Source organism: Citrobacter sp. 172116965 (assembly GCF_013458095.1).
GTDB lineage: Bacteria > Pseudomonadota > Gammaproteobacteria > Enterobacterales > Enterobacteriaceae > Citrobacter > Citrobacter braakii.
On the sequence record NZ_CP046673.1, the window covers coordinates 2959901 to 2973488 of the forward strand.

15 protein-coding genes are annotated in these 13588 nt (G+C 54.2%); 13 read left to right on the forward strand and 2 right to left on the reverse strand.

The window, feature by feature from the left end; all coding sequences use genetic code 11:
- Positions 1-197: 197 nt before the first annotated feature.
- From fliD to amyA, 4 genes are all read left to right on the forward strand, one after another.
- A complete protein-coding gene (gene fliD, locus GPJ68_RS14415; RefSeq protein ID WP_169330013.1) occupies positions 198-1598 on the forward strand; it encodes a flagellar filament capping protein FliD in 1401 nt (466 codons plus the stop codon).
- A 15-nt stretch (positions 1599-1613) separates the two neighbouring features.
- Positions 1614-2021, forward strand: coding sequence for a flagellar export chaperone FliS (gene fliS, locus GPJ68_RS14420; protein ID WP_046669996.1), 408 nt, complete (start codon positions 1614-1616; stop codon positions 2019-2021).
- Positions 2021-2392, forward strand: coding sequence for a flagella biosynthesis regulatory protein FliT (gene fliT / locus GPJ68_RS14425; RefSeq protein WP_003030458.1), 372 nt, complete (start codon positions 2021-2023; stop codon positions 2390-2392). The genes fliS and fliT overlap by 1 nt, the downstream gene beginning before the upstream one ends.
- 68 nt (positions 2393-2460) lie before the next feature.
- Positions 2461-3948 (forward strand): alpha-amylase, encoded by a 1488-nt coding sequence (gene amyA, locus GPJ68_RS14430; RefSeq protein WP_016156839.1) that lies wholly within the window; start codon positions 2461-2463, stop codon positions 3946-3948.
- Between the two features lie 40 nt (positions 3949-3988).
- Here the strand turns inward: amyA and yedD are convergent, their stop codons facing one another.
- Positions 3989-4402 (reverse strand): lipoprotein YedD, encoded by a 414-nt coding sequence (yedD, locus tag GPJ68_RS14435; RefSeq protein ID WP_016153484.1) that lies wholly within the window; start codon positions 4400-4402, stop codon positions 3989-3991.
- 128 nt (positions 4403-4530) lie between these two features.
- Between yedD and yedE the strand changes: the two genes are divergently transcribed.
- Complete coding sequence (yedE, locus tag GPJ68_RS14440) at positions 4531-5793, forward strand: selenium metabolism membrane protein YedE/FdhT (RefSeq protein ID WP_323579337.1); 1263 nt, start codon at positions 4531-4533, stop codon at positions 5791-5793.
- Positions 5790-6023, forward strand: coding sequence for a sulfurtransferase-like selenium metabolism protein YedF (yedF, locus tag GPJ68_RS14445; RefSeq protein ID WP_000790504.1), 234 nt, complete (start codon positions 5790-5792; stop codon positions 6021-6023). The genes yedE and yedF overlap by 4 nt, the downstream gene beginning before the upstream one ends.
- A gap of 45 nt (positions 6024-6068) precedes the next feature.
- On the opposite strand, the gene fliE is transcribed toward yedF, so the two are convergent.
- A complete protein-coding gene (fliE, locus tag GPJ68_RS14450) occupies positions 6069-6383 on the reverse strand; it encodes a flagellar hook-basal body complex protein FliE (protein ID WP_016153486.1) in 315 nt (104 codons plus the stop codon).
- Positions 6384-6599: 216 nt separating this feature from the next.
- Between fliE and fliF the strand changes: the two genes are divergently transcribed.
- The 7 genes from fliF (at position 6600) to fliL (ending at position 13588) form a co-directional block, all read left to right on the forward strand.
- Positions 6600-8282 carry a flagellar basal-body MS-ring/collar protein FliF gene (fliF, locus tag GPJ68_RS14455; protein ID WP_104651505.1) on the forward strand — a complete coding sequence of 561 codons (1683 nt, stop codon included), beginning with the start codon at positions 6600-6602 and terminating at the stop codon, positions 8280-8282.
- On the forward strand, positions 8275-9270 hold the full coding sequence (fliG, locus tag GPJ68_RS14460; RefSeq protein ID WP_016153488.1) for a flagellar motor switch protein FliG: 996 nt from the start codon (positions 8275-8277) through the stop codon (positions 9268-9270). Before fliF ends, fliG begins: the two co-directional genes overlap by 8 nt.
- Positions 9263-9970 carry a flagellar assembly protein FliH gene (gene fliH / locus GPJ68_RS14465; RefSeq protein WP_016156842.1) on the forward strand — a complete coding sequence of 236 codons (708 nt, stop codon included), beginning with the start codon at positions 9263-9265 and terminating at the stop codon, positions 9968-9970. The genes fliG and fliH overlap by 8 nt, the downstream gene beginning before the upstream one ends.
- Positions 9970-11340, forward strand: coding sequence for a flagellar protein export ATPase FliI (gene fliI, locus GPJ68_RS14470; RefSeq protein WP_016153490.1), 1371 nt, complete (start codon positions 9970-9972; stop codon positions 11338-11340). Before fliH ends, fliI begins: the two co-directional genes overlap by 1 nt.
- A gap of 21 nt (positions 11341-11361) precedes the next feature.
- Complete coding sequence (fliJ, locus tag GPJ68_RS14475) at positions 11362-11805, forward strand: flagellar export protein FliJ (RefSeq protein ID WP_016153491.1); 444 nt, start codon at positions 11362-11364, stop codon at positions 11803-11805.
- Positions 11802-13016 carry a flagellar hook length control protein FliK gene (gene fliK, locus GPJ68_RS14480; protein ID WP_016153492.1) on the forward strand — a complete coding sequence of 405 codons (1215 nt, stop codon included), beginning with the start codon at positions 11802-11804 and terminating at the stop codon, positions 13014-13016. The genes fliJ and fliK overlap by 4 nt, the downstream gene beginning before the upstream one ends.
- A 104-nt stretch (positions 13017-13120) precedes the next feature.
- Positions 13121-13588 carry a flagellar basal body-associated protein FliL gene (gene fliL / locus GPJ68_RS14485; protein WP_016153493.1) on the forward strand — a complete coding sequence of 156 codons (468 nt, stop codon included), beginning with the start codon at positions 13121-13123 and terminating at the stop codon, positions 13586-13588.

The following is a 13588-nucleotide window of genomic DNA, read 5'->3' on the forward strand; positions in this document are numbered from 1 at the left end:
CCGTAACCCATGTATCGGCACCTTAATTTCGAACTTTAGAAAATTTTTACTTTCTGTCGTTTTTTTTCTTAGCCCGCGAAATACCCTCTATATGCACCACTATTCCGCGCATTATTTTGACAAAACTATCATTAAACTTTGCGCGCAGATTGCCGATAACCCGCATAACAATTGTTTGCAATCACAAGGAATCGGGCATGGCTTCATTTACATCATTAGGCGTAGGCTCAGGCTTACCACTGGACACGTTGCTAAACAACCTGACTATTGCTGAGAAAAAACGTCTAAATCCAATTACTCAGCAGCAGACCGACAATACTGCCCGTCTGACGGCTTACGGTACGCTGAAGAGTGCGCTGGAAAAATTCCAGACGGCCAATACCGCGTTAAATAAACCGGAGTTGTTCAGAAGCAGTAATGTGACGAGCAGTACTGAAGACCTGAAAGTCACCACCGAAGCAGGCGCGGCACCGGGTATTTATACCATCAGCGTCACGCAACTGGCACAGGCACAATCGCTGAGCACCACATCGGTGGGCTCAAACAAAGAGGCTCTGGGTGATGGCTCCGCCACGCGTACCATTAAAATTGAGCAGCCGGGCCGTAAAGAGCCGCTGGAGATTAAACTCTCCCAAGATAAGACCACGCTGGATGATATCAGCAAGGCAATTAACGATACCGATAGCGGTATCTCCGCCAGTATCGTGAAGGTGAAAGACGGCGAGTTCAAACTGGTGTTGACCGCAGCAGAAGGTCTGGACAGCAAGATGACCATCTCTGTTGAGGGCGACAGCAAGCTTAACGATATGCTGGCTTACGACAGCACGACCGGTACAGGAAAAATGACTGAGCTGGTTCAGGCCCAGAACTCCAAGCTCACGATGAACGGTATCGATATTGAACGTCAAAGCAACAAAGTCACCGATGCCCCGCAGGGTGTTACGCTGGAACTGACCAAAAAAGTTACCGACGCGCGCGTAACGGTGACGAAAAGCAATGAGAAAGCCACGGAAGCGATTAAAGGTTGGGTGGATGCCTATAACTCACTGATCGATACCTTTAATACGCTGACCAAATATAAAGCCGTAGATGCAGGAGCGGAAGGTCAGGACAAAGACAACGGCGCGCTGGTCGGTGATAGCGTAGTACGTACGATTCAGACCGGCATTCGTGCACAGTTTGCTAACTCCGGTGCTGAAGGTGCTTTTAAGACACTGAATGAAATCGGCATCAAACAAGATGGCAAAACCGGCAAGATGTCCATCGATGATACCAAGCTGAAAAAAGCGCTGGATGAAAACACCGCCTCTGTTCGCGAACTGCTGGCTGGCGACGGCAAAGAAACCGGCATCACCACCAAAATTGCCGCTGAAGTAAAAAGTTATCTCGCCGATGACGGCATTATCGACAATGCGCAAGACAGCATTAACGCCACGCTGAAAAAACTGACCAAACAATATCTGTCAGTCAGCGCCAGCATTGACGACATGGTTGCGCGTTATACGGCGCAGTTTACCCAGCTTGATAGCATGATGAGCAAACTGAATAACACCAGTACCTATCTGGGCCAACAATTTACAGCGATGAATAAATCCTGATAACACGAGGTAAGCATGTATACCGCGAGCGGTACCAAAGCCTATGCACAGGTCAGCGTGGAAAGCGCCGTGATGAGCGCCAGCCCACATCAGCTGATTGAGATGTTGTTTGACGGCGCGAACAGCGCCCTGGTGCGCGCTCGCCTGTTTATGCAACAGGGTGATATCGTCGCCAAAGGTGAAGCGTTAAGTAAAGCCATTAATATTATCGACAATGGCCTGAAGGCAGGACTTGATCAAGAGAATGGCGGCGAAATCGCCACCAATCTGTCTTCTCTGTATGACTATATGATTCGCCGTTTACTGCAAGCTAACTTGCGTAATGATTGTCAGGCCATTGAAGAAGTCGAAGGGTTACTCGGCAACATTGCAGATGCCTGGAAACAGATCTCACCGAAAGCATCTTCCCAGGAGTCTCGTTAATGACCTCAGCCGTGGAGTTTATCAACCGTTGGCAGCGCATCGCGCTGCTCAGTCACTCACTGCTGGAACTGGCGCAGCGCGGTGAATGGGACCTTTTACTGGAACAGGAAGTTACCTATCTGCAAAGTATTGAAGTGGTCATGGAAGAGCAAACTCCACCAGGCATTACGCGAAGTATTCAGGATTTAGTGGCCGGGTACATTAAACAGACGCTGGATAACGAACAACTGCTCAAAACATTGTTACAGCAGCGTCTGGATGAACTCAGCAATCTCATCGGTCAGTCGACGCGCCAAAAGACGCTAAATAACGCTTATGGCCGTCTTTCCGGCATGCTGTTAGTTCCCGACGCCCCCACTGCCCCACAATAATTTCCCGTCTCGTCTGAATAATCTTCCATACTCCAGAGGTCGGCCAAACGACTTCTGGAGCACGGAAGATGAAAAATCCCACGTTATTGCAGTATTTTCACTGGTATTACCCCGAGGGCGGTCAACTCTGGCCCGAACTTGCCGAACGCGCAGGTGGACTCAATGACATCGGCATCAATATGGTGTGGTTACCTCCCGCTTATAAAGGCGCATCCGGCGGCTATTCCGTTGGTTACGACTCCTACGATCTGTTTGATCTGGGCGAATTCGACCAAAAGGGAACCATCGCTACCAAATATGGCGATAAAAACCAACTGCTGGCGGCGATAGACGCGCTAAAACACAATGATATTGCCGTACTGCTCGACGTGGTGGTTAACCACAAAATGGGTGCAGATGAGAAAGAGAATATTCGTGTACAGCGGGTTAACGCCGAGGATCGCACGCAAATAGACGATGAGATTGTCGAATGCGAAGGCTGGACGCGCTACACCTTCCCTGCCCGCGCGGGCCAGTACTCGCAATTCATTTGGGACTTTAAATGCTTCAGCGGTATTGACCATATCGAAAACCCAACCGAAGACGGCATTTTTAAAATCGTGAACGACTACACCGGCGAAGGCTGGAACGATCAGGTTGATGATGAGTTGGGTAATTTTGATTATCTGATGGGCGAAAACATCGATTTTCGCAATCACGCCGTAACTGAGGAGATCAAATACTGGGCGCGTTGGGTGATGGAGCAAACCCAGTGTGACGGCTTTCGTTTAGATGCCGTGAAACATATTCCGGCATGGTTTTATAAAGAGTGGATTGAGCATGTGCAGGAAGTCGCCCCCAAGCCGCTGTTTATCGTCGCGGAATACTGGTCGCATGAAGTCGACAAGCTGCAAACCTACATTAATCAGGTGGAGGGGAAAACCATGTTATTCGACGCCCCTTTGCAGATGAAATTCCACGAAGCCTCTCGTCAGGGTCGCGATTACGACATGAGTCAGATTTTCACCGACACCCTGGTGGAAGCCGATCCCTTTCATGCCGTCACGCTGGTCGCCAATCACGACACTCAGCCCTTGCAGGCGCTGGAAGCCCCTGTCGAGCCATGGTTTAAGCCGCTGGCCTATGCGCTGATCCTGTTGCGCGAAAACGGCGTGCCGTCAGTGTTTTATCCTGACCTCTACGGGGCGCATTACGAAGACACTGGCGGCGATGGCGAAACCTATCCTATCGACATGCCGATCATTGAACAGCTTGATGAACTGATCCTCGCGCGCCAGCGCTTCGCGCACGGGGTACAAACGCTCTTTTTCGATCATCCTAACTGTATCGCTTTTAGCCGCAGCGGAACGGACGAGGATCCCGGCTGTGTGGTGGTACTGTCAAACGGCGATGACGGGGAAAAGACCATCAATCTCGGTGCGAATTACGGGAATAAAACCTGGCGCGACTATCTGGGAAATCGCGAAGAAAGCGTGGTCACCGATGAGAACGGTGAAGCGACGTTTTATTGTAACGGCGGTAGCGTCAGCGTGTGGGTGATTGAAGACGTGTTATAAAGCTCAACCCCGGTGGCCGTTGGCTACCGGGGCGTATAGCTTATGGCAATGGCGTGGCCAGCGGCGTTTTCTTTAACGCGTCAGCACATTCCTGCGTCGGGCGGTCGACCCGCTGCAGCGTCATACCGTCATATTCCAGCGTATTGCCTTCCCGCTCAATCTCATACAGCTCGCGTTTCACCGTCACGTTGGTGAGATCGCCAGAGATCATCGTCAGTTTCCCCGGCAGCGCGATCACTCGCTGCCACTGGCGACAATCCAGCGTGTCGCCCTCTTTTGTTACCACCAGGCTGGCAATCGCTTCCGGGCTCACCAGACTGCGTTGCGGACCTTTTGACTGCCAGTATCCTTCCAGACCGGCTGGCGCTGGCGTTTTCACCACGTCGTTATAATTTTCTACTTCGGCGCATCCGGTAAGCGCCAGAAATACAGCAACGATTGCTAATTTTTTCATCATTCATCCTGCATGCGAAGAAAATGGGATTGTGGCATTAAAGGCCTGATGTCGCCAGCCTTTCGGCAGTGTCGAGAAAGATTGATCCAGACGGTGTTACCTCTTATTACTCATAGTCAAAAATTCTGATCGGTGTAGTATCCACACTTCTTGTTACATACCTTCTGAGTTCAGAGGCACAACGCATGTCATGGCAACACTTCAAACAGGCCTGGTTAATTAAATTTTGGGCCCCCGCCCCTGCGGTCATCGCAGCGGGTATTCTCTCTACCTACTATTTCGGCATTACGGGAACCTTCTGGGCCGTTACCGGCGAATTCACTCGCTGGGGTGGTCAAATCCTGCAACTGTTCGGCGTTCACGCCGAAGAATGGGGATACTACAAGCTGATCCATCTCGAAGGCTCACCCCTGACCCGCATTGACGGCATGATGATCCTCGGTATGTTCGGGGGCTGTTTTGCTGCCGCATTGTGGGCAAACAACGTCAAATTACGCATGCCGCGCAGTCGGGTGCGCATTATGCAGGCGATCGTCGGCGGGATGATTGCCGGATTCGGCGCCCGGCTGGCAATGGGCTGTAACTTGGCCGCATTCTTCACCGGTATTCCACAGTTCTCGCTACACGCCTGGTTTTTCGCCCTGGCAACGGCTATTGGCTCATGGTTTGGCGCACGCTTTACCCTGCTGCCGATGTTTCGTATTCCGGTCAAAATGCAGAAAGTCTCCGCCGCTTCTCCGTTAACGCAAAAGCCAGATCAGGCCCGTCGCCGTTTCCGCCTCGGCATGCTGGTGTTTATCGCCATGATCGGCTGGGCGCTCCTCACTGCGATGGATAAGCCCAAACTTGGTTTGGCCATGCTGTTTGGCGTCGGGTTCGGGCTGCTGATTGAACGGGCGCAAATCTGCTTCACCTCCGCCTTCCGCGATCTGTGGATTTCCGGTCGCACCCATATGGCGAAAGCGATCATCTTCGGGATGGCGGTCAGCGCCATCGGTATCTTTAGCTACGTACAACTGGGCGTCGAGCCTAAAATCATGTGGGCAGGTCCGAATGCGGTGATCGGCGGCTTGCTGTTCGGCTTCGGCATTGTTCTGGCGGGCGGGTGTGAAACGGGCTGGATGTACCGCGCCGTTGAAGGCCAGGTGCATTACTGGTGGGTGGGACTGGGCAACGTTATTGGCTCGACCATTCTGGCCTACTACTGGGATGATTTTGCTCCCGCGCTTGCCACCAGTTGGGACAAAGTGAATCTGCTCAACACCTTCGGCCCGCTCGGTGGCCTGCTGGTAACCTATCTGCTGTTATTTACCGCGCTGATGCTCATCATCGGCTGGGAAAAACGCTTCTTCCGTCGCGCTGGGCTGACGCCTGCCAAGGAGTCTGTATGAAAAATATCGTGCCTGATTATCGCCTCGATATGGTCGGCGAGCCGTGTCCGTACCCGGCTGTCGCCACACTGGAAGCGATGCCGCAATTGAAGAAAGGTGAGATTCTGGAAGTGGTGAGCGATTGCCCGCAGTCAATCAACAATATTCCACTGGATGCGCGTAATCACGGCTATACGGTGCTGGATATTCAGCAGGATGGTCCAACGATTCGTTATTTAATTCAGAAGTAATGCGATTCTCCCGTTGCCCGACGCAGCGGGAGAATGTTCGGCTTGCTACACCTGCATCGACATCACTTCCTGATACGCCGACACCAGTTTGTTGCGCACCTGGATCCCCATCTGCATCGATACCGACGCTTTTTGCATATCGGTCATCACATCGTTCAGCGCAATACCCGGTTCACCGAGGGTAAATTTCTCAGCCTGCACACGGGACGCGGTTTGTACATCGCTGATCCTGTCTAACGCCGCATGCAGTTGACCGGCAAAGCTCACGGTCGGTTGTGGCTGCATATCCTGCATTTTTGCTGACATCGCCGTGGTCTGTAGCTGGCTGATGACCCCTTCAATCCCCTGTATTGCCGACATTCTGATCCCCTGGATAATTTTTTACGTAGTTGAGATTACCAGTTAGTCAATAAGATAAAGGCGTTAAATAACGATAAAAAACCACGGTTTTTAACGCATAGAAAAATTCGAAACCGCAAATAATGAGACCGTCAATTTTTCGAGTTTGCTGACCCGGGAGTGAGTCTTGTTCCACTTTGCAAAAAACGCCGTCCACGATAAGCCACGAGGTGCGAGATGAGTGCGACAGCATCGACTGCAACCCAGCTTAAACCTCTCGAGTGGTTAAACCGCCTGCGCGCGAATCCCAAAATTCCTCTGATTGTGGCGGGAGCCGCTGCCGTCGCGATCATCGTGGCGATGGTCCTGTGGGCCAAAGCACCTGACTACCGCACGCTGTTCAGCAATCTTTCCGATCAGGATGGTGGCGCGATCGTCACCCAACTGACGCAGATGAACGTTCCCTACCGTTTTACTGAGGGAAGCGGCGCCATTGAAGTTCCTGCCGATAAAGTCCACGAACTGCGTTTACGTCTGGCGCAGCAAGGTCTGCCCAAAGGCGGCGCGGTGGGTTTTGAACTGCTGGATCAGGAAAAGTTTGGTATCAGCCAGTTTAGCGAGCAGGTCAACTACCAGCGCGCGCTGGAAGGTGAATTAGCCCGTACGATTGAAACGTTGGGACCGGTAAAACGCGCCCGCGTGCATCTGGCTATGCCGAAACCGTCGCTGTTTGTGCGTGAGCAAAAAGCGCCTTCAGCCTCCGTCACCGTCAACCTGGAGCCGGGTCGCGCGCTGGATGAAGGTCAGATCAGTGCGGTCACGCATCTGGTTTCCAGCGCTGTTGCAGGCTTGCCGCCGGGCAACGTTACGCTGGTCGACCAGGCGGGGCATCTGTTAACCCAGTCGAATACCAGTAGCCGCGATCTTAACGATGCGCAGCTGAAATACGCCAGCGACGTCGAAGGCCGCGTTCAGCGCCGTATCGAATCAATTCTGTCGCCGATTGTCGGCAACGGTAACGTACATGCGCAGGTTACCGCGCAACTGGATTTTGCCAACAAAGAGCAAACCGAAGAACAGTACCGTCCAAACGGTGATGAGTCCCAGGCCGTGCTGCGTTCTCGTCAGTTGAACGTCAGTGAGCAGGTCGGTAGCGGAGCACCAGGCGGCGTCCCGGGCGCGTTGTCAAATCAGCCCGCTCCGGCAAATACTGCGCCAATCGCCACCCCACCCGCTAATCAGCAAAACGCGCAAAATACGCAAAACGCACAGACGGCGAATAACAGTAATAATGCCGGCCCGCGCAATACTCAGCGCAATGAAACCAGCAACTATGAAGTTGACCGCACCATTCGCCATACCAAAATGAACGTTGGCGATGTGCAGCGTCTCTCGGTGGCTGTCGTGGTCAACTACAAAACGTTACCAGACGGCAAACCGTTGCCGTTAACCGCCGAGCAGATGAAACAGATTGAGGATCTGACCCGCGAAGCGATGGGATTCTCCGACAAGCGTGGCGATACCCTGAACGTGGTGAACTCTCCCTTCACTGCGACCGACGATTCCATGGGCGAGCTACCGTTCTGGAAACAGCCGTTCTTTATTGATCAGTTAATGTCCGCAGGTCGTTGGTTGCTGGTTCTGTTGGTGGCGTGGATCCTGTGGCGGAAAGCCGTTCGTCCGCAGTTGGTCCGTCGCAGTGAAGAAGCGAAAGCCGTACAAGAACAAACGCGTGTCCGTCAGGAAACCGAAGAAGCGGTAGAAGTTCGCCTCAGCAAAGACGAACAAACCCAGCAGCGTCGTACTAATCAGCGTCTGGGAGCAGAAGTCATGAGTCAGCGTATTCGTGAAATGTCAGATAACGATCCGCGCGTCGTGGCGCTGGTCATTCGCCAGTGGATGAGTAACGATCATGAGTAATCTTACCGGTACCGATAAAAGCGTCATCCTGCTGATGACAATTGGCGAAGATCGCGCGGCGGAGGTGTTTAAGCACCTTTCCACGCGCGAAGTTCAGGCGCTCAGTACGGCGATGGCCAACGTTCGCCAGATTTCCAACAAACAGTTGACGGAAGTGCTGGCCGAATTTGAACAAGAAGCCGAACAGTTTGCCGCGCTGAATATCAACGCCAACGAATATCTGCGTTCCGTGCTGGTGAAAGCGCTGGGCGAAGAACGTGCCTCCAGTCTGCTGGAAGATATTCTGGAAACCCGCGATACCACCAGCGGCATTGAAACGCTTAACTTTATGGAGCCGCAAAGCGCCGCCGACCTTATCCGCGACGAGCATCCGCAGATTATCGCCACCATTCTGGTGCACCTCAAGCGGGGCCAGGCTGCCGATATTCTGGCACTGTTCGACGAGCGTTTACGTCACGACGTGATGCTGCGTATCGCCACTTTTGGCGGCGTACAGCCTGCCGCGCTGGCAGAACTGACCGAGGTACTCAACGGCCTGCTCGATGGCCAGAACCTCAAGCGCAGCAAAATGGGCGGCGTGAGAACGGCGGCAGAAATTATCAACCTGATGAAAACCCAGCAGGAAGAAGCGGTTATTACCGCCGTACGCGAATTCGACGGCGAGCTGGCGCAGAAAATTATCGACGAGATGTTCCTGTTCGAGAACCTGGTGGATGTCGACGATCGCAGTATCCAGCGCCTGCTGCAGGAAGTGGATTCCGAATCGTTGCTGATTGCCCTGAAAGGTGCCGAACAGCCGCTGCGCGAGAAGTTCCTGCGCAACATGTCGCAACGTGCTGCCGATATTCTGCGCGACGACCTCGCCAACCGCGGTCCGGTGCGTTTGTCGCAGGTGGAAAACGAACAGAAAGCCATTCTGCTTATTGTGCGTCGTCTGGCGGAAACCGGCGAGATGGTGATAGGCAGCGGCGAGGATACCTATGTCTAACGAACTGCCGTGGAAAGTCTGGACCCCGGACGACCTCGCCCCACCGATGGCGGAGTTCGTACTGGCTGACCACAGCGAAAACCCGCTGTCAGAAGAAACAGAAGAACCAGAGCTTTCCGCAGAGCAACAGCTTGAACAGCAGCTCGCACAGCTGCAACTGCAGGCCCATGAGCAAGGCTATAACGCGGGTCTGGCGGAAGGTCGACAAAAAGGCCACGAACAAGGTTATCAGGAAGGCCTGAGTCAGGGGCTGGAGCAAGGCCAGAACCAGGCGCGCGCTCAGCATGCGCCGATCCATGCCCGCATGCAGCAACTGGTGAGCGAGTTTCAGAATACGCTGGACGCGCTGGACAGCGTCATTGCCTCGCGTCTGATGCAAATGGCGCTGGAAGCTGCGCGTCAGGTTATAGGTCAGACGCCTATTGTGGATAACGCTGCGCTGATTAAACAAATCCAACAGCTGTTGCAGCAAGAACCGCTGTTTAGCGGTAAACCGCAGCTACGCGTACATCCGGACGATCTCCAGCGTGTGGAAGAGATGCTCGGTGCGACCCTCAGCCTGCACGGCTGGCGGCTGCGCGGCGATCCGACGCTGCATCACGGCGGCTGTAAAGTCTCAGCCGATGAAGGAGATCTGGATGCCAGCGTCGCCACGCGCTGGCAAGAACTCTGCCGTCTGGCAGCGCCGGGAGTCGTGTAATGACCACTCGCCTGACTCGCTGGCTCAACACGCTGGACAGCTTCGAAGAGAAAATGTCGCTACTGCCTGCGGTGCGCCGTTACGGTCGCCTGACCCGCGCCACTGGGCTGGTGCTGGAGGCTACGGGATTACAGTTGCCGCTGGGCGCCACCTGCGTTATTGAACGCCAGGACGGCAACGAAACCCAGGAGGTCGAAAGTGAAGTCGTGGGCTTTAACGGTCAGCGTCTGTTTCTGATGCCCCTCGAAGAGGTTGAAGGCGTTCTGCCCGGCGCGCGCGTGTACGCGAAGAACATTGCCGGAGAAGGTCTGCAAAGCGGGAAGCAATTACCGCTTGGCCCTGCATTGCTGGGTCGTGTGCTTGACGGTAGCGGAAAACCGCTCGACGGTCTGCCCGCCCCGGATACCACCGAAACCGGGGCGCTGATTACGCCGCCGTTTAACCCGCTACAACGCACCGCGATTGAACACGTCCTGGATACCGGCGTACGCCCCATCAACGCGTTGTTAACCGTCGGTCGCGGTCAGCGTATGGGACTTTTCGCGGGTTCCGGTGTCGGTAAAAGCGTTCTGCTCGGCATGATGGCGCGCTATACCCAGGCCGATGTTATCGTCGTGGGTCTGATTGGCGAACGTGGTCGCGAAGTTAAAGATTTTATTGAAAATATTCTCGGTACCGACGGTCGTGCACGCTCGGTGGTGATTGCTGCTCCCGCAGATGTCTCGCCGCTGTTACGTATGCAAGGCGCGGCCTATGCCACGCGTATCGCCGAAGATTTTCGCGATCGTGGACAGCACGTATTGCTGATTATGGATTCCCTCACCCGCTACGCGATGGCGCAACGTGAAATCGCCCTGGCGATCGGAGAGCCGCCGGCAACGAAAGGTTATCCCCCCTCAGTATTCGCCAAATTACCGGCGCTGGTCGAACGCGCCGGGAACGGTATTCACGGCGGCGGTTCCGTTACCGCGTTTTACACGGTACTGACCGAAGGTGACGACCAGCAGGACCCCATTGCGGATTCCGCGCGCGCGATTCTGGACGGCCACATTGTGCTGTCCCGTCATCTGGCCGAAGCGGGTCACTATCCGGCCATCGATATTGAAGCCTCGATCAGCCGCGCCATGACCGCGCTTATTAGTGAACAACACTATGCGCGGGTACGTAACTTTAAACAGCTGCTATCCAGCTTCCAGCGCAACCGCGATCTGGTCAGCGTGGGGGCGTATGCCAAAGGCAGCGATCCCATGCTGGATAAAGCCATCGCCCTATGGCCACAACTGGAAGCATTCTTACAGCAAGGCATTTTTGAACGGGCGGACTGGGAAGATTCTCTGCACGCGTTAGAACTGATTTTCCCTGGTGTGTGAGTAAGCAGGAGAGCATAGGTCATGGCACAACATGGTGCATTAGCCACACTGAAAGACCTGGCTGAAAAAGAGGTAGATGACGCCGCTGTCTTATTGGGAGAGATGCGTCGTGGCTGTCAGCAGGCGGAAGAGCAGTTGAAAATGCTGATCGATTATCAGCATGAGTACCGCAACAATCTGAACAGTGACATGGGTCAGGGTATTACCAGTAATCGCTGGATCAATTACCAACAATTTATTCAGACGCTGGAAAAAGCGATTGAGCAACACCGCCAACAGCTCAATCAGTGGACGCAGAAAGTAGACCAGGCATTGAACAGTTGGCGCGACAAAAAACAACGTTTACAGGCGTGGCAGACTCTGCAGGACAGACAAACCTCGGCGGCGTTACTGGCCGAAAACCGCCTGGATCAGAAAAAAATGGATGAATTTGCTCAGCGTGCAGCTATGAGGAAACCCGAATGATTACTTTACCCCAACTGATTACCACCGACACCGACGTAGCCGCAGGTCTTCAGTCAGGCAAAGCGGTTGATTCACCCGAGGATTTTTTAGCGCTGCTGGCGGGTGCATTAGGTGCGGACAACGCGCAGGGTAAAGACGCCCCGCTGTCGTTTGCCGACTTACAGGCGGCCGGTAGCAAACTGCAAAAAGGGTTACTGCAAAAAAATGGCGATTCAGCACCGTCGCTCAAGTTGACCGAACTACTGGCGCAAAAAGAGATGCACACTGATGCTTCTCTTGTCGACATGACAGACGCTCAGCAACTGTTGTCTGCCCTCACGCCCTCACTGAAAGTTAATGCCCTGACGACACTGGGCAAAGTCGCTCAGCAGGATGAAAAAAACACCGCACTGAGCGATGAGGATCTCGCCAACCTGAGCGCATTGTTCGCCATGCTGCCAGGACAACCGCAGACCACGCCTGCCGTCGACAGCGCGCCAGCCCCCGTTGATGCGACGCTTTCGGCGTTGTCACGAGGCTCGGTACACAGCGCTATCGCCGATAATGCTGGCGAATTGCTGCCAGGTGATGCCAAAAAAGGCAAAGCGGATATTGCAACGCCTGCCAGCAGCGTAGATCAGACAAACAATCCGACATTAACCCCGTTGACGGCAGCGGCGACGACCAGAGCGGAAATTGAAAGCTCCCCTTCGCCGACCAGCATTGGCATGACGACAGCGCCGTTAAGTGGCCCGCAGTCCCACGCTCAACCGTTACCGACCGCCGCACCTGTGCTAAGCGCACCATTGGGTAGCCAGGAATGGCAGCAATCACTGAGCCAGCACGTCACTCTGTTTACTCGCCAGGGCCAGCAAAGCGCAGAACTGCGTCTGCATCCACAGGATCTGGGCCAGGTGCACATTTCCCTCAAGCTGGATGACAATCTCGCGCAGTTGCAAATGGTATCGCCACACAGTCACGTGCGCGCTGCGCTGGAAGCTGCATTACCGATGCTGCGTACGCAGTTGGCTGAAAGCGGGATCCAGCTTGGACAAAGCAGTATCAGCAGTGAAAGCTTTGCCGGTAATCAGCAGTCTTCCGGGCAGCAACAGCAGGCGGGTCGCGCTCAGGGACAAGACATTTTTGCCGCTGAAGATGACGCCGTACTGGCAGCGCCAGCCTCACTGCAAGCTGCAGCACGCGGTGATGGAGCAGTAGACATCTTCGCCTAACGCCAGAGGTAGCATGATTATCCGCGTCTTTTCCACGCTTTGTCGTGGACAGGACACGGGATAATCAGCCCATAAGCTGTACCGAAACAGGAAGCCCGTATCTGATGACTGACTCCGCGATTAACAAAAAAAGTAAACGCGCTATTTGGATCCCTCTGCTGGTATTGATTACCCTCGCCGCCTGCGCAACTGCGGGTTATAGCTACTGGCGCATGCAGCAGCAGCCGTCCGCCAGCGTCAAAGCGGAACCGGCTCCACCGCCAGCCCCGGTATTCTTTGCGCTGGATACCTTTACCGTCAATCTGGGTGATGCGGACCGTGTACTGTATATCGGTATCACGCTGCGCATGAAAGACGAGGCAACGCGTTCACGTCTTAACGAATATCTGCCGGAAGTGCGCAGCCGCTTGCTGCTGCTGTTCTCTCGTCAGAACGCGGCTACGCTCGCCACCGAAGAAGGTAAGCAACAGCTCATTGCCGCCATCAAAGAGACGCTCGCGACTCCGCTCGTTGTTGGGCAACCCAAACAGGTTGTCACCGACGTTCTTTATACAGCTTTTATTCTGCGGTAA